The sequence below is a fragment of the Vibrio sp. NFR genome, assembly GCF_027587095.1.
Taxonomy (GTDB): domain Bacteria; phylum Pseudomonadota; class Gammaproteobacteria; order Enterobacterales; family Vibrionaceae; genus Vibrio; species Vibrio harveyi.
Window position 1 is genome coordinate 1 of record NZ_JAPPTN010000020.1, and the last position, 15,744, is coordinate 15,744.

The 15,744-nt window shown below is 47.3% G+C and carries 13 protein-coding genes and 1 tRNA gene; 9 read left to right on the forward strand and 5 right to left on the reverse strand.

Going from position 1 to position 15,744, the window contains the following annotated elements; all coding sequences use genetic code 11:
• Positions 1 to 68 precede the first annotated feature (68 nt).
• Positions 69 to 159: transfer RNA gene (locus OH463_RS24575), tRNA-Ser, on the forward strand.
• A gap of 843 nt (positions 160 to 1,002) precedes the next feature.
• Here the strand turns inward: OH463_RS24575 and OH463_RS24580 are convergent.
• From OH463_RS24580 to hemC, 4 genes are read right to left on the reverse strand one after another with little or no spacing between them, the layout of a single operon-like run.
• Positions 1,003 to 2,184, reverse strand: coding sequence for a heme biosynthesis protein HemY (locus tag OH463_RS24580; protein ID WP_269992961.1), 1,182 nt, complete (start codon positions 2,182 to 2,184; stop codon positions 1,003 to 1,005).
• Positions 2,184 to 3,395, reverse strand: a complete 1,212-nt coding sequence (locus tag OH463_RS24585; protein WP_269992963.1) for a uroporphyrinogen-III C-methyltransferase — start codon at positions 3,393 to 3,395, stop codon at positions 2,184 to 2,186. The genes OH463_RS24580 and OH463_RS24585 overlap by 1 nt, the downstream gene beginning before the upstream one ends.
• A 17-nt stretch (positions 3,396 to 3,412) precedes the next feature.
• Positions 3,413 to 4,141 carry a uroporphyrinogen-III synthase gene (locus OH463_RS24590; RefSeq protein WP_009705176.1) on the reverse strand — a complete coding sequence of 243 codons (729 nt, stop codon included), beginning with the start codon at positions 4,139 to 4,141 and terminating at the stop codon, positions 3,413 to 3,415.
• Between the two features lie 2 nt (positions 4,142 to 4,143).
• Positions 4,144 to 5,082, reverse strand: a complete 939-nt coding sequence (gene hemC, locus OH463_RS24595; RefSeq protein WP_269992966.1) for a hydroxymethylbilane synthase — start codon at positions 5,080 to 5,082, stop codon at positions 4,144 to 4,146.
• Positions 5,083 to 5,430: 348 nt separating this feature from the next.
• Here hemC and OH463_RS24600 point away from each other — a divergent pair, with 348 nt between their 5' ends.
• The gene (locus OH463_RS24600; RefSeq protein ID WP_005452031.1) at positions 5,431 to 7,959 is read left to right on the forward strand and encodes a class I adenylate cyclase; all 2,529 of its coding nucleotides are present in this window, start codon (positions 5,431 to 5,433) and stop codon (positions 7,957 to 7,959) included.
• Positions 7,960 to 8,034: 75 nt separating this feature from the next.
• Here OH463_RS24600 and cyaY read toward each other — a convergent pair whose 3' ends face one another.
• Positions 8,035 to 8,349: an iron donor protein CyaY gene (gene cyaY / locus OH463_RS24605; RefSeq protein ID WP_005430390.1), complete on the reverse strand. Its 315-nt coding sequence runs from the start codon at positions 8,347 to 8,349 to the stop codon at positions 8,035 to 8,037.
• A 74-nt stretch (positions 8,350 to 8,423) separates the two neighbouring features.
• Here cyaY and lptM point away from each other — a divergent pair, with 74 nt between their 5' ends.
• The 7 genes from lptM (at position 8,424) to OH463_RS24640 (ending at position 15,682) form a co-directional block, all read left to right on the forward strand.
• Complete coding sequence (lptM, locus tag OH463_RS26340; RefSeq protein WP_005533626.1) at positions 8,424 to 8,540, forward strand: LPS translocon maturation chaperone LptM; 117 nt, start codon at positions 8,424 to 8,426, stop codon at positions 8,538 to 8,540.
• Between the two features lie 61 nt (positions 8,541 to 8,601).
• On the forward strand, positions 8,602 to 9,855 hold the full coding sequence (gene lysA, locus OH463_RS24615; RefSeq protein WP_005452029.1) for a diaminopimelate decarboxylase: 1,254 nt from the start codon (positions 8,602 to 8,604) through the stop codon (positions 9,853 to 9,855).
• A 10-nt stretch (positions 9,856 to 9,865) separates the two neighbouring features.
• Positions 9,866 to 10,696, forward strand: a complete 831-nt coding sequence (dapF, locus tag OH463_RS24620) for a diaminopimelate epimerase (protein ID WP_049538426.1) — start codon at positions 9,866 to 9,868, stop codon at positions 10,694 to 10,696.
• 20 nt (positions 10,697 to 10,716) lie between these two features.
• Positions 10,717 to 11,421 carry a DUF484 family protein gene (locus tag OH463_RS24625; protein WP_155414570.1) on the forward strand — a complete coding sequence of 235 codons (705 nt, stop codon included), beginning with the start codon at positions 10,717 to 10,719 and terminating at the stop codon, positions 11,419 to 11,421.
• Positions 11,387 to 12,328 (forward strand): tyrosine recombinase XerC, encoded by a 942-nt coding sequence (gene xerC, locus OH463_RS24630; RefSeq protein ID WP_005430404.1) that lies wholly within the window; start codon positions 11,387 to 11,389, stop codon positions 12,326 to 12,328. Before OH463_RS24625 ends, xerC begins: the two co-directional genes overlap by 35 nt.
• Before the next feature lie 12 nt (positions 12,329 to 12,340).
• Positions 12,341 to 13,057 carry a 5-amino-6-(5-phospho-D-ribitylamino)uracil phosphatase YigB gene (gene yigB, locus OH463_RS24635; RefSeq protein WP_049538430.1) on the forward strand — a complete coding sequence of 239 codons (717 nt, stop codon included), beginning with the start codon at positions 12,341 to 12,343 and terminating at the stop codon, positions 13,055 to 13,057.
• A gap of 138 nt (positions 13,058 to 13,195) precedes the next feature.
• Entirely contained in the window at positions 13,196 to 15,682 is a 2,487-nt protein-coding gene (locus tag OH463_RS24640) for a bifunctional diguanylate cyclase/phosphodiesterase (protein WP_009695949.1), read from the forward strand.
• The last annotated feature ends 62 nt before the right edge of the window (positions 15,683 to 15,744 follow it).

Genomic DNA, 15,744 nt, shown 5'->3' on the forward strand with positions numbered 1-15,744 from the left:
TAAATATCGTTACCTGTATAAACAAGTAACAACATCATCAGTGTACTAATCTGTTGATGACAATTTGTGGAGAGATGGCTGAGTGGTTGAAAGCACCGGTCTTGAAAACCGGCATACGTTAATAGCGTATCTAGGGTTCAAATCCCTATCTCTCCGCCACTATTAAGAAGCCTCGCTAGAAATAGCGAGGCTTTTTTCATTTCTGATGTTTGAGAATTAGACGGGATTTGTATCAAGTCCCAAGTCAGTCGCGACTTAGGATTAGTCGTCCTCGAACTCAGTCACTACAAAGAAAGCCTGTTGAGAAACCAATGGGCTTTCGTCGTTTCTAGTGCTGGCAAATAAATGAAGTGACTTCCTAACCGAGTGCAGTTCCAAACTAGCGCTTCTGCTCTCCACTCAATAAGCTGCCCAGCGTTTAGCCGTACCTTGAGGCTTTCTACTTTCTTTGCCTTGTAGGGTTATAGAAACTGCCCTCTAGCGAAAGTGATTGAGCTTTCCCCTTATTATTCCTCTCTATATCGAAGCAGTGTTTCTTTTAACAAAAGAGCGTTTCTACTCACTGTAGCATTCATGTGTATTAGAGCTTCTGAGCACCTTCTGATACTTGCTGTCGCTTTGCTTTATCTTTTATTAACAAACGCTACCCAAGCGCTGTATGGGGCTTTCACATCGAATAAGTGCATAACATTACTCCTAGTTACTTCTTTGGCCATCACTACGCTTTACTGTGCTCTGAAGGAGGTTTTCCCTCCTAACCATTTAAAGACAATCGCTATGTCTTGCAGAAAGTGATCGCGATTGCTTCACGTGCTTCTTAATGACACGAAGAAGAGCAGCTTGGAATGAACGACAGAAGCTTTGATGATTGCCTCTAATGAAGAGTAGCCAGCAGAGGAGCACAAATTTTGGAGAGTTAGTTGGAGCGATAAAGGGACGTGAAGAGTTACTGGCAATAAAAAAGCCGACAGTAAACTGTCGGCTTTCTACTTTCTGAATCGCTTAGTTGTTTTGAACTAGCGTTAAGGCTTTACGAGAGACCTCGTGAGCCGCTTTTGTTAGGTTTTGCTTCTCTAGTGTGTCTGCTAGGTAAGCATAGTCAGAAACGTCTGAACGAAGTTTTAGCGCAACCTCGAAGTGCTCTTGTGCTTCTTGCCATTTTTCTTGGCGGAAGAAGAAGTGCGCTAATGCACTTTGCGCCGCTGCGTTTTCTGGTTCACGCTTCAAGACACCTTCCAAGAATACGATGACTGGGTGGCTATCCGGTAAGTTTAGCTCTGGCAGTAACTGGTACAGCTCTGGTGTTGGGCTCTTCTTCAGTGCTTCTTTGATTACTGTGAATGCCTCGTTATCTGCTTTACGTGAGATGAGCTCGTGAGCAAAACAGCCGATCAAATGAGCGTCTTGTTTTACCTTACGTGGCAGCCCGTTCCAGTGTGAGATAAGACCTTCACTGCCTTGCTGCTGAGCCACTTCGTGTAGCAAGCCGCATTGTGCTTGCTGAATCAGTTCCGCTTGCTCCTCTTCCGTTACCAGTTTTGCTTTGCTTAGCTGAGGCATCAGATCGATCAGCGGTTGCCATAGCTTAAGCTGCATGTAAGTGGTTTTTAGCAGGTTAAGAACAATCGAGTTATTCGCGTACTGACCTTTCAGCGCTTGCAGTGTATCGAATGCAGACTCGAATTCGTTATCACGAATAAACTGTTTTGCACGAGTCAGTTCTACTGCTAGGTGCGCGTTTTCTTGCTGGCCTGCCAGTTCTAGATACTGGTCACGCTTCGCTTTGTCACCTTGACCTTGTGCTGCTTCTGAAGCCACTAAGTAACACAGAAGAGGCATATCGTGGTGGTTTGCCCAGCGTGTTACTTTCTTCTCTGCGCCTTTCCAGTCACCTTCAAGTAGCTTGATGATGCCTTCGTTGGTGTAGCGACGAGAGCGACGCATTTTGCGCACGCTAAAGTAATTCCATGTGCTTGAGCTTGCGTAAACCACTTTCTTGACCACGTATTCTAGGAAGAACAGTGCCGCTAAGGCCGCAATCACGAAGATCACTAGAGTGGTTACACTCATCTCAATGGTTTTGTTAGCAATTGAGATTAGGACATAACCTTGCTGACCTGAGAATTGAGTGCCAACGAACAGACCGGCACCAAGAACAACAAATAGGAAAATAAGACGAACCATTACTTATCCTCCGTACCTGTCATTGTGGTCACTTCACGACGTAGGCGTTCACGAATCACGTCAGAGAGTTGGTTTTGGCTTTCTAGCTTCGCAGGGTATTCAACTTGAATGTCTTGCTTGCTCAGTTGACTCAGTGTTTTGTTGAATTCTTTCACCGAGTTGTCGTCTTGGTTGAAGAATGCCATTGCCCACTTGTCTGCCGTTTCCAAAGAGGTGGCGTAGATTTCACCTTGCTCTTGGTAAACCGCTTTAATTGCCGTCTCTAACTTCGCTTTGATGTTCTCTTTCAAGTAGAAGTGTTGTTGTGGTGACAATAGAGGGATTACGTTGCCGTCACGAGTGCGGAAGGTGATGAAGTTTTCTGAGAAGTCTTTCAATGACGTCATCAGGTTATCTTGCCAGTTTGCAATGTCTTCAGACACTTGTTGTTTCTCTACCGCAGCTGCTTCAGGTAGTAAAGCATTCGCAAGTGGCAGTTTGTCTACTTGCTGTTGTAGTGCAGTGAGGCGCAATACCAAGCCATCACGGTCTACTAAAGGAACAACACGCAGCTTAGTAATGTCGTTTGCCATGGCTTTACGCAGACCGACCAAGCTTGGGTCGTTCAGCGCTGCGATACGTTGATCCGCGCTTTCCATCAATTGAGTAGCACTTTCTACATCGTGCTCTAAGAACAATTTACGACCTGCCAGTTTTACTAGGTAGTCAGCTTCTGCCAGTAACCAGTCGTTTGGACGACGACCTTTCACATCAGCGACTGCCAGTTGCAGGCTTTCGATGCTCTTTTGTTGCTGACCCAGTACCACTTCTGCTTTGTGAGTGACTGTGGTCGCTTTTTCAATGGTTTCTTCTTTTACTTGGCTAAGCTCTTGCTTCATTGCTGATTGAGCTTGCGCCAGTTGGCTTTGCAGCTGAGCGATCTGAGTTTGGTATTCAGATTGCTGCTCAAGCATTTTGTAAGTGAGACCGCCACCAAAAATCAGTGATAAGACGATAGCGACAGTACCCAGCTTGACGCCGCGTTTGCCTTGCTTCTCTTCAAATTCAACTTTGTTTGGTTCTGCTGGTTTGCTTGGCTCAGCAGGCTTTGATTTTGCCTTGCTTGGTTCAGATTCCTTCTTAGGCGTGTCTTTTTCAGCTAGCGGTGCCGATGTGGTTTCTTCGGAAAGGTTTTTATCGTTATTCTTTTGGTCGTTATTTTTACTTGTCATGCCTATATCCTGTGTAGCTAGGGCTGGAGAGCAGCCAGTAATTCTTGGTTGGATGCGCTTCCTGTGCACCTGACCTGAGTGAAGCCCCGTTGAATTGCGATGTCAGCGATTCGCTGACTGGGGATATACAACTCTTGTTGATTAAGCCAGGTCAATTGCTCTGACGTCAATTGGCTGCACAAATAATCCAGTTGTTCACCACTGGTGACAATAATCTGGTCGATTTGTTGGGTTTTCCATAGTGAGACACAGCTTACTGGATCGAATGGGATAAATTCTCTCTTATAAGTCTCACTATAGTGAACTTTTGCTCCACGTCTCACCAATGCATCTTTTATCAGCTCTCTACCGCCGTTGCCACGGAGGATCAGAACTGTTTGTTTTTCTACATTGTTTAGCTCGGGTAGCTGCAACAAGTGCTCACTATCACTGACTTGTGGATAGTGTACTTTTTGTTGGGTACATTTGCTCAAATAGTGTGCTGTTTTTTGACCAACGGCAAGGTATATAGCCTGCTTAGACCATGATTTAGCGTGGTTCTGCAAGATTTGCTCTGCGCATTGCACCGCATGTTGGCTAACAGCAATGATGATTTGAGCGGTTTCAATGTATTTGGAGAGCTGTGTGTCGCTGAGATCGGCGACGATGTCGATCAGAGGGTGATGAATTGCAGTTTTGCCGTGCCTTTCGAGCAGAGAGCAAAGCGCCATGCCTTGCTCTCCCGGACGAGTGACCAACACTGCCATGATTATTCGTGGTCTGCGTACAGTTTAGTTAGGATGTCGCGCGCACCGTTTTCAAGTAGCTCGTTAGCCAGTTGAACACCGAGTGCTTCGGCATCGTTGCGGTGACCACGAATTTCACCACGCACAATTAGGCTGCCGTCTGGTTCACCAACCAGTGCGCGTAGCCAAATGCTGTCACCATCAAGTAGTGAGTAGCTACCGATTGGCACCTGACAGCCGCCTTCAAGGGTGAGGTTCATCGCGCGCTCACAGCGTACGCGATCTGCCGTATCTTGATGGTTTAGTGGCTCAAGCAGCTTAAGTAGACGCTCGTCATCCACACGGCACTCAATACCCACCGCGCCTTGACCTACTGCTGGTAGTGATTGCTCTGGCTCGATAAAGCTACGGATGCGCTCTTCTAGCTCAAGGCGTTTCAGACCTGCAGCAGCAAGAATGATCGCGTCGTATTCACCTGCATCTAGCTTACCTAGACGAGTACCTACGTTGCCACGCAGCTCTTTGATAACTAGGTCTGGGCGGTATTCTTTTAACTGACACTGACGACGCAGGCTACAAGTACCTACAACTGCGCCTTGTGGCAGCTCATCAATGTTGTTGTAAGTGTTAGAAACGAATGCATCACGTGGGTCTTCACGCTCACAAATCGTCACCAAGCCAAGACCTTCAGGGAAGTCTACTGGTACATCTTTCATTGAGTGCACCGCAAGGTCCGCACGACCTTCAAGCATTGCCACTTCTAGCTCTTTCACAAACAAGCCTTTACCACCGACTTTTGCTAGCGGCGTATCCAAAATGATGTCGCCTTTGGTCACCATAGTAACCAGCTCAACTTCCAGACCTGGATGAGCGGCTTGAAGTGCGTCTTTTACATAGTGAGCTTGCCATAGGGCAAGAGGGCTTTTTCGAGTTGCAATGCGAATTGGCGTAGATTGTGTCATGGTCTTCTCAATGCTGTTTTAGTTTTGCCTAATCCTACCACTCAACGCGTGAAAGTCTTAATGTTAGTTAGGCTTCTCTTGGTGTCATGAATCGAATTACATGACGTTATGAAAATAGTGTGACTGGATTCTCATTTAGGCTAAGGACTATTATTAGTTATAGGTGAATACAAGCGACACTACTGCGCTATCGATTTTTGCGACTAGTGTGGGGTTTTCAGACCACAACTATTTGCGGGTGGAAATCTTTACCAACCCTGATGAAAGTGTTAAATTGATCACGTTTTTACACCATTTTGGTTTAAAACATCAGCAGATTTTCGTGATTGTTCAACCAAGGAACTTCCCTTGCAGGCTTACACCCAAAAACTTATTCAGCGATTAGATAACCTGAACCAGCAACGGATCGACCGTGCGCTGGCGCTTATGGATTCGCAAAGCCAGCAAGTCTTCCACTTGATTCCTGCCTTGTTGAACTACAACCATCCTGTTATTCCCGGCTACTACGATGCAGACGTCCCTTATGGTGTGTTTGGTCTAGAGCTGAACGATCTCCAACAGCAATTCCTTGATGATACCCAACTGACAATCGGTCAACCGCTTAAGACGGCAGAACAACCTGCGATCTTAGGTTTGTACACCATGGGCAGTACCTCTTCTATTGGTCAAAGTACTTCAAGTGATTTGGATATTTGGGTGTGTATCTCACCGGAGATGGATAACGACCAACGTGAGCTGCTGACCAACAAATGCTTGCTGATCACCGATTGGGCACAAAGCCAAGGTGTAGAAGCGAACTTCTTCTTAATGGATGAAGAGCGTTTTCGTAGCAACCGTTCTGAAGAGATGACCGGCGATAACTGTGGTTCTTCTCAGCATCTATTACTGCTGGATGAATTTTACCGTTCTGCGGTTCGTCTGGCAGGACAGCGTTTGTTGTGGCAAATCGTGCCACCAGAAATGGAAGAGTGTTACGACGAGTACGTTGCACAGCTTTGTAAAGATGGTTACATCAACTGTGATGAGTGGATCAATTTTGGTCAGCTTAACCGCATTCCTGCTGAAGAGTACTTCGGTTCGAACTTGTGGCAGCTGTACAAGAGTATCGATTCCCCTTACAAGTCCGTGTTGAAAGCGATCTTGCTTGAAGCTTACTCGTGGGAATACCCGCACACACAACTTCTCAGTATCGACACCAAACGTCGCTTCTTTGCCCACGAGCCTGACTTGTACGGCATGGATGCGTACTACTTGATGCTAGAGAAAGTAACGCGTTACCTAGAGCGAATCCAAGACGACACACGTTTGGATTTAGTTCGTCGCTGTTTCTACCTTAAAACCCATGAAAAACTGTCTCGTGAACCTGATGTAGGCTCTGTAGCTTGGCGTCGTGAAGCCTTGAGCGACATGATTGCGAAATGGGATTGGGATGAAGTGGTATTGGCAGAGCTCGACGATCGCCGTAACTGGAAAGTAGAACAAGTGAAAGTGGTGCACCATGCTCTGTTGGATGCTTTGATGCAAAGCTACCGTAACTTGATTCAGTTTGCGCGTCGTAACGACATTACTTCAGCGATCAGCCCGCAAGACATCAGTATTCTTGCTCGTAAGCTGTACGCGGCATTCGAAGTGCTGCCGGGTAAAGTTACTTTGCTTAACCCTCAGATCTCGCCAGATTTGCACGAACCCGACTTGAGCTTCATTGAAGTAAAAGAGGGTGGGGTGAACAAATCAGGTTGGTACTTGTACAAGCAACCACTGATTGCGCACCGCATTCTTGGTCAGCCTTGTCTTGAGCATCATGAGTACTTGAGTAAGTTGGTTTCTTGGGCGTTCTTCAACGGTTTGATTACGGAATCTACTCGCCTGCATGCCGTTGTTCGTGAGGCGCAGTTAGACATCGATAAGTTCTACCAAATGGTGAGTGACCTACGTAACACCTTCTCGTTACGTAAACGTCGCCCAACCATGCAAGCGCTGGGTAGCCCGTGTGAAATTAGTCAGATGGCGATGTTCATCAACTTTGAAAATGACCCGACGGCAGAGTTGTCTGGTCGCTCACTCAAAGTGGATGTGAAAAACACCGATATCTTCAGCTTTGGCCCTGAGCAAATTAACTTGGTCGGCAGTGTCGATTTGGTTTATCGCAACTCATGGCACGAAGTGCGTACCCTGCACTTCAAAGGTGAAACCGCGATGTTGGATGCATTGAAGACCATTCTTGGCAAAATGCACCAAGATGCGATTCCGCCAGAGTCGGTGGATGTATTCTGCTACGCGAAGAACATGCGTGGCGTGATGCGCAATATGGTGTATCAGCTATTGGCAGAGTGTATCGACTTACGTTTGAAGCCGGTTGAGCAAGAGAAACGCCGTCGCTTTAAAGCCATGCGTCTCGCTAACCAAACTTACGGTCTGTTCTTTGAGCGTCGTGGTGTATCGGTTCAGAAGCTAGAAAACTCGGTCGATTTCTACCGCAGCATTTCAACCAACAAGCTGAAAGGTTCACCGCTGTTGATGCTGGATCGTGAACAAGAGTACCAACTACCAGAAGTAGTGGATGGCTTTGCCAGTGAAGGTTTGGTGCAGTTCTTCTTTGAAGATACTGACGATGGTTTCAATATCTATGTATTGGATGAGTCAAACCAAGTTGAGGTTTACCATCAATTCAGTGGCTCTAAAGATGAAATGATTGCGTCAGTGAACAGCTTCTACACCTCAGTGAAAGACGACAGTCGTGTATCGTCGAAGTTTATTAACTTTAACTTGCCGCAGTACTACCAAATTATTCATCCGGAAGAAGGGAATACCTACATTATCCCTTACCGCAATGATGGCTGTACGCCGACTCGCCCAACCAAAGCGGTAAATGCGTAAAACGAACAACAAAAAAGAGCACCTTGGTGCTCTTTTGTCGTTTAGGTGACTGGTCGCCACGAAGACCCATTTGGCTTATGCCCAATCGATCGTTTCACCAGCGTGTTTTTCACATTCTTCTTTCACCATTGCAAACAGTTCCATGCCCGTTTTAGAGCAAGTCCATTTGTTATCGACTAGCTTGAAGTGGAAGCCACCAGACTTCGATGCTAACCAGATCTCATGCATTGGCTCTTGGCGGTTAATGATGATTTGGCTGCGGTCTTCAAACTCTAATGTCATTACGTTGCCAGTGACTTCGTAATCAATGTCTGCACCTGAATCATCGATGGATTCTTCGATGAGTTGCATCTGCGCATCCACCAGTTGATGAAATTCAGTATCGTTCATCCGTCTATCCTATTGCTTTTCCTGAGTGTGGTGCGATTATAGGGGGCATTGGTTTAATAATCACGATATGCAAAATGAAAAAATTACTTACGGTGTTGTTTGTGATGGTTGCAGCGACCCTTGCTGGTTGTGGTCAATCAGGTTCACTTTATATCCCAGATGATGCTCAACAAAACGAGCAGTCACAATAATCAGCCACACCTTCGGGTGAAAACAGGGTTTAGCAGTCGAATTAATTAAGGGAAGCAAATTTTGGATTACTTCAACTATCAGGATGATGGCCAGCTTTGGGCCGAAGACGTCTCACTCCAAGCTCTCGCCGAGCAACATGGCACTCCTCTTTATGTTTACTCACGCGCGACGTTAGAGCGCCATTGGAATGCGTTTGATAGCGCTGTGGGTCAGCATCCTCATCTTGTTTGTTACGCAGTAAAAGCAAACTCTAATCTTGGCGTATTGAATGCACTGGCTCGTTTGGGGTCAGGTTTCGATATTGTATCGGGTGGTGAGCTTGAACGCGTTATCGCGGCTGGCGGTGATGCGAAGAAGGTAGTGTTCTCGGGTGTTGGTAAAACGCCAGCAGAGATGAAACGCGCACTGGAGCTGGGCATCAAATGCTTCAACGTGGAATCAGAACCTGAACTTGAGCGCTTGAACAAAGTCGCAGGTGAGTTAGGTGTGGTTGCACCGATTTCTCTACGAATTAACCCTGACGTAGACGCAAAAACACACCCTTATATCTCGACTGGTCTGCGCGACAACAAGTTTGGTATCGCTTTTGACCGTGCTCCGGCAGTATATAAATTTGCTCAGAGCCTACCAAATCTCAACGTGCAAGGTATCGACTGCCACATTGGTTCTCAGTTGACTGAGATTGAACCGTTCATCGACGCGACAGATCGCCTCTTGGCTCTGATTGATGATCTGAAAGCACAAGGCATCAACATCCGTCATCTGGACGTTGGTGGTGGTCTGGGTGTGGTATATCGTGATGAATTGCCACCACAGCCTTCTGATTACGCGAAAGCACTGTTAGGTCGTCTTGAGAACCATCAAGATCTTGAATTGATTTTCGAACCAGGTCGTGCAATTGCAGCTAACGCTGGTATCTTGTTGACGCGTGTGGAATTCCTAAAACACACTGAGCACAAAAACTTTGCGATTATCGATGCGGCGATGAACGACTTAATGCGTCCTGCGCTGTATCAAGCATGGCAAGATATTGTTCCAGTTTCACCACGCGAAGGTGAAGCACAGACTTACGACTTAGTCGGGCCTATCTGTGAAACGGGCGATTTCTTGGGCAAAGATCGAGCACTAGTGCTGCAAGAAGGTGATCTACTCGCGGTTCGCTCTGCTGGCGCCTATGGTTTTGTGATGTCTTCGAACTACAATACTCGTACCCGAGCGGCGGAAGTGATGGTGGATGGCAACCAAAGCCACCTTGTTCGCCAGCGTGAGGAGCTGACCAGTTTGTGGCAGCTGGAACAGATTCTACCGGAGTAACACACAACAAATGCATTTCCACTTTTCCAAAATGCACGGTTTGGGCAACGACTTTATGGTCGTCGACTGCATTACCCAGAACGTGTTTTTCTCGCAAGATTTGATCCGTCGTTTGGCGGATCGTCACACGGGCGTCGGTTTTGACCAATTGCTCGTGGTTGAAGCGCCTTATGATCCAGAAACCGATTTCCACTACCGCATTTTTAATGCCGATGGTAGTGAAGTTGAGCAGTGTGGTAATGGCGCTCGCTGTTTCGCGCGTTTCGTCCGTTTGAAAGGTTTGACTAATAAGTACAGCATCAGCGTTAGCACCAAGAAAGGTAAGATGATTCTTGATGTTGAAGATGATGGTGAAGTCACGGTGAACATGGGCGTACCTGAATTCGAGCCGAACAAGATCCCTTTCAAAGCGAAGCAGAAAGAGAAAACCTACATCATGCGTGCAGGCGATAAGACCCTGTTCTGTGGCGCAGTGAGCATGGGTAACCCGCACGTGGTGACTGTGGTCGACGATGTGGATACTTCAGAAGTGGAAACACTCGGACCGCTATTAGAATCACACGAACGCTTCCCTGAGCGTGTGAACGCGGGCTTTATGCAAGTTGTGAATCGCAATCACATCCGCCTACGCGTGTATGAGCGTGGTGCGGGTGAAACACAAGCTTGCGGCAGCGGTGCCTGTGGCGCAGTTGCGGTGGGCATCCTGCAAGGTCTATTGGATGAAAACGTGAAAGTTTCACTTCCTGGTGGTGACCTACGCATATCTTGGCAAGGTCCAGGCAAACCATTGTTTATGACCGGTCCAGCAACTCACGTATTTGATGGTCAATTGTCGTGCTAGTTGAAGAACAAGAAAACCAAATCCCAGAAGTAGAAGCGGATGCGCTGACCGCGGAAGTCATTGCTCAGTATTTAAAAGACCATCCTGACTTCTTCGTTCAACGCCCAGAATTGGTTGATCGCCTTTCTATGCCTCATGCAGATTTAGGCACGGTTTCGTTAGTTCACATTCAAATGAACCGCCAACGTCAACGAATTGAAGAGCTAGAAGAAGAGATCACCACACTGATGTCTTTAGCGGCGAACAATGATCGCACCTTCTACGAGTTCATGGATCTGCAAGGACAAATCCTTAAGTGCGACGACTTTAAGCAAGTCATCAACGCCATTGAACTGAAAGCCAAAGACCTTGGCTTGAAGGCGTATGTGCGTCTATTGAGCCAGTGTGATGCTGCGACTCAATTGAGTAAGGAAAGCTACCAACGTTTTGCTACCAACCACTTAAACGGCAAAGAGGCGTACTTAGGTCGTCTGCGTAAAGTGGATCGCGAAGCGTTGTTTGGAGGTATGGACGTTCCAGAAATGGGTTCCTATGTGGTGTTACCGCTTGTGAAAAAGCAGACGCTTGGCGTACTGGCGTTTTCTAGCGAAGATGGCGGTCATTTCCAACCAGATATGGATACCTTGTTTTTGCGTCACCTATCCTTAGTAGTGGCACATCTCGCTCAAACATTGGTATGGCAAAGTCACGATGACGACAACTCCCAACACTCCTCTGCCAAATAGTCTTCAAAAGCCTCTTGAACGCTTCTACGAATTCCTGCGAAGCGAAAAGGGGCTTAGCCTGCACACCCAACGCAACTACAAACAACAATTGGAAACCATGGCTCACCACTTGGCTGAGATGGGGTTGAAAGATTGGTCTCAAGTCGATGCTGGTTGGGTTCGTCAATTGGCAGGTAAAGGCATGCGTGAAGGCATGAAAGCCAGCAGCTTAGCGACGCGCTTATCTTCTCTACGCAGCTTTTTCGATTTCCTGATCCTACGTGGAGAAATGTCAGCTAACCCAGCCAAAGGGGTTTCGGCGCCACGTAAGAAACGTCCACTACCAAAGAACCTCGATGTGGATGAAGTAAACCAATTGCTCGAAGTGAACGAGGACGACCCGTTAGCGGTACGCGATCGTGCCATGATGGAGCTGATGTACGGCGCTGGTCTGCGTTTGGCAGAACTGGTGAGCGTCGATGTGCGTGATGTTCAGCTACGCAGTGGCGAACTACGAGTGATTGGTAAAGGCGATAAAGAACGTAAAGTGCCATTCTCTGGTATGGCAACCGAATGGGTTGGCAAGTGGCTGCGTGTGCGTGGTGATCTAGCCGCGCCGGGTGAACCTGCACTGTTTGTTTCTAAGCTGGGTACACGAATCTCACATCGCAGTGTGCAAAAGCGTATGGCTGAGTGGGGGCAGAAACAGTCGGTAGCGAGTCATATCAGCCCGCACAAACTGCGTCACTCGTTTGCAACGCACATGTTGGAATCGAGCAACAACTTGCGTGCGGTGCAAGAGCTATTGGGGCACGAAAACATTTCCACTACCCAAATCTACACCCACTTGGATTTCCAACATTTAGCGCAAGCTTATGATCAGGCGCATCCAAGAGCCCGTAAGAGAAACGACGATAAGTCGGACTAACCAAGGAATCTCATGAAATTCTACCGCCGTATTGCGCCTGTAAAGGCGATGACGTTTGACCTTGATGACACCCTCTATGATAACTATCCAGTGATAGTTCGTATGGAGCGTGAGTTGTTGTCTTGGCTTAAACTCCATCATCCGGCGGTCGCTCACATGGATAAAGCCGATTGGTTTGCACTCAAGCAACGTGTCGTGCAGCAACAACCTGAGCTGAAGAGTGACGTCACTTTGTGGCGCTTAGTACAACTTAAGCAAGCCTTCTCTCAAGTTGGATACGATAACGAAGCGGCGCATACTGCTGCGCAAGCCGCAGTCGAGGTTGCTTTAGACTGGCGTAACCGTTTTGAAGTACCACAGCAAAGCCTCTATGTACTTGCTGAACTCGGGCAAGAAATCCCGCTGGTAGCAATCACTAACGGTAATGTGGATTTAGATCGAATTGGTCTTACGCCTTATTTCCAGCAAGTGCTGAAAGCAGGACCGGATGGCTGCGCGAAACCTGCGCCGGATATGTTCACCAAAGCGCAGCAGTTTCTGGATTTGCCTAGTGAGCACATTCTTCATGTCGGCGATCATCTGGTGACGGATGTTCAAGGTGCAAAACTCGCGAGTTTTGCCGCATGCTGGTTTAATGACATGAATAAAAATGTCATTACTCAGGCAAAAACGCGAACGTTACCTGACATTGAAATCAATAACTTGCAGTCGTTACTCGCGCTTTTGTAATCACTTTCGCATTAATCCATTCAATCTTCATTCTGACTCTAGAAAAGCCGTCTAAAGCCACGTAAATTACTCTCATCAAAGTAAAATAATAAAACCACTTTCATGTGGTGTGGCTTGATGACGGCAGTGGTAGGGTAAATGCGAGCATTCTCTCAACTGGTTCAAAATGTGGATCAGCTTAATGACTTTTTAGTCACTTCTCAGTGTTGTGCAGATAAACGTTATCTGGTGCAACTCCTATCCACCCAATCACGCGATTCCGCTGCCTCGCTCGCTCGGGCAATACTCGAAAGATTACCCAACACGCACATCATCGGTCACAGCACCCGTCACGTTATCTTGGAAGGTGAGATCATCAACCATGGCTGCTTAGTGTGTGTGATGGAGTTTGAACAAACCACGCTCACGTCTGCGGTTCAGCATTATTCCTTCTCGCCAGATATCGATGGCTACGATCTCAAGCAAGCTTTACAACTGCAAGATAACTCCAAAGCCATTATTAGCTTTTCTGTCCAAATCGAACGCCGTGATTATCCGGTGTATCGCGTATTTGATGCCGACGGTCCGAAGGTTTCTGGCGGTTTGGCTCAAACCATCGATGACGGTTGTTGGGTTCTGCATCAAGACCAAGTTTATGATGAAGCGGTTGTCGCGGTTGCCTTGCACAGCAATACTTTGAAAACATGGACGAGCGCGTATTCTGAGTGGAACCCGATTGGTATGCCGCATAAGGTTACTCACGCCAAAGGGACGCGCTTGTATCGCTTGGGCGAGCGTAAAGCGTTGGAAGTGTACAAACATTACCTTGCTGACGGGCACGACCTATCGCTCAATCAACTGCTGAATTTCCCACTTTATCGAGAATCCATTGGGCGAAAAGAGGTGTGTGCCGTGACGGAAATCCATCCCGACGGCAGCATGAGCTTCGACCGTCCTTGGTGTTTGGGTGATGAAGTTCAGTTCTGTTACAACCATCCTTCGTTAACGCTTGAGCAAGTTCGCCATGGGGTGGTGGAGCTTTCCATGCATCAACCTGAAGCCGTGATGATTTATAACTGCGCATCGCGACTTGATTTTATTGATAGCAGTGATGAAGTTCGCGCCTTCACGGACATTTCCCACACGTCGGGCAGTTACTGCATGGGTGAGTTGTACGGGGAGAATCACCAACAAGAAATTCTGCACCATAGCCTGACTTACTTGGCGATGCGTGAAGGGGATGAAGTTACTGCGCTTAACATGCCACAGCAAGAAGTGAGCACTTCTATCTCTCCCTTGTTTAGCCTGATCCGCAATGCGATTGGCGATCTAAATAACATGAACGCTCATATGGGGTATCAACTCGATCGTCAAGCGAAAAAGCTAGAACAGAGCTTCCGCCGAGATAGTCGCACAGGATTACAAAATCGCGTTGCGCTGCAAGAGCGCTTGATCAGCATTGATGTCGATGAACATTTACTAACGCTCAAACTGCTCAACTTTAGCCATATCAACGAAAAGTACGGCTATCGCGTTGGCGACCAACTGTTGAAAGACTTGTCGATGCACTTTAGCAATCGCCTGCGTAAACGGCTTGGTAAACCTGCCGCGCTGCAACTTTATAGCATTGGTGTCGGTGAGTGGGCGTTCTTATTCAAAGCTGACGGAAGCAGTGAAATGATTAAGCAACACTTCACTCGGTTTGCTGATGCGGTTGAGCAAACCAACTTTGAACCAAGTGGCTTACGAGACATTGATTACCTTTCGATTTCATTGTGCGGTGGCTTAGTTAGCCGTCGTGATTTTCCAACTGCATCGCCGGATGAATTGCTCCTCAAAGGCATTGAAGCGCGAAGAGCTGGGGTGCGAAGTAATACTCATATCTGTAATGCCAAAGACATTGAGGTCAATGAAGATGTGCGAAAAGAGCAGTTGGGTTGGTTGAGCTGTGTGAGCCGCGCCATTCTCAAGCAGAACATCATTACCTACAGTCAGCCAATTGTGCACGCTTACAACCATCGTCCCGCGAGCCAAGAGTGTTTGGTGCGCATCATGGAAGAGGATGGCAGCATCATTGCGCCGGGGCGTTTCTTACCTATCATTTCTGATACGCATTTGTACACGCGTTTGAGCCGTCACATGATCCGTTCCACATTGAATTACATGAAGGACAAACAAGGCGACTTCTCAATTAATTTGTCACCTCAGGATTTACTCAGCGATAAAACCTTGATGTTGCTTGAACATGCTATTACTCAGCTGAACGACCCAAGACGGATTGGTTTAGAAGTCTTGGAGTCGGAGCAAATCAAAGACTACGGGCGAATGATTGAGGTGTGCAGTCACTTTAGAAGCCTAGGTGCACGCATCATTGTGGATGATTTTGGTTCGGGTTACTCCAATATTGATGAGATCCTCAAGTTAGAGCCAGAAGTGATTAAGCTCGATGGCAGTTTGATTCGCTATATCGACAAAGACCAAAAGCAGCGCAAGATTGCCTCGCAGTTGGTGCGTTTGTGTCAGGTGTTTAACGCTAAGACTGTCGCGGAGTTCGTGCACAACAAAGAGGTGTGCGACATTGCTCAGGACATGGGGGTGGACTATCTGCAAGGTTATTATTTGGGTGAACCGACACGCTTGTTTTAATGTGGCTTTGCTCTAATTGAGCTTAAGAGCTCCAAAGTTTTGTTTCACGTGAAACAGCATTC

Coding starts and splice junctions, on each gene's coding strand:
- OH463_RS24580 (WP_269992961.1), bottom strand. CDS start 2,184: ATGGTTCGTCTTATTTTCCTATTTGTTGTTCTTGGTGCCGGTCTGTTC.
- OH463_RS24585 (WP_269992963.1), bottom strand. CDS start 3,395: ATGACAAGTAAAAATAACGACCAAAAGAATAACGATAAAAACCTTTCC.
- OH463_RS24590 (WP_009705176.1), bottom strand. CDS start 4,141: ATGGCAGTGTTGGTCACTCGTCCGGGAGAGCAAGGCATGGCGCTTTGC.
- hemC (WP_269992966.1), bottom strand. CDS start 5,082: ATGACACAATCTACGCCAATTCGCATTGCAACTCGAAAAAGCCCTCTT.
- cyaY (WP_005430390.1), bottom strand. CDS start 8,349: ATGAACGATACTGAATTTCATCAACTGGTGGATGCGCAGATGCAACTC.
- lptM (WP_005533626.1), top strand. CDS start 8,424: ATGAAAAAATTACTTACGGTGTTGTTTGTGATGGTTGCAGCGACCCTT.
- dapF (WP_049538426.1), top strand. CDS start 9,866: ATGCATTTCCACTTTTCCAAAATGCACGGTTTGGGCAACGACTTTATG.
- xerC (WP_005430404.1), top strand. CDS start 11,387: ATGACGACAACTCCCAACACTCCTCTGCCAAATAGTCTTCAAAAGCCT.
- yigB (WP_049538430.1), top strand. CDS start 12,341: ATGAAATTCTACCGCCGTATTGCGCCTGTAAAGGCGATGACGTTTGAC.
- OH463_RS24640 (WP_009695949.1), top strand. CDS start 13,196: ATGCGAGCATTCTCTCAACTGGTTCAAAATGTGGATCAGCTTAATGAC.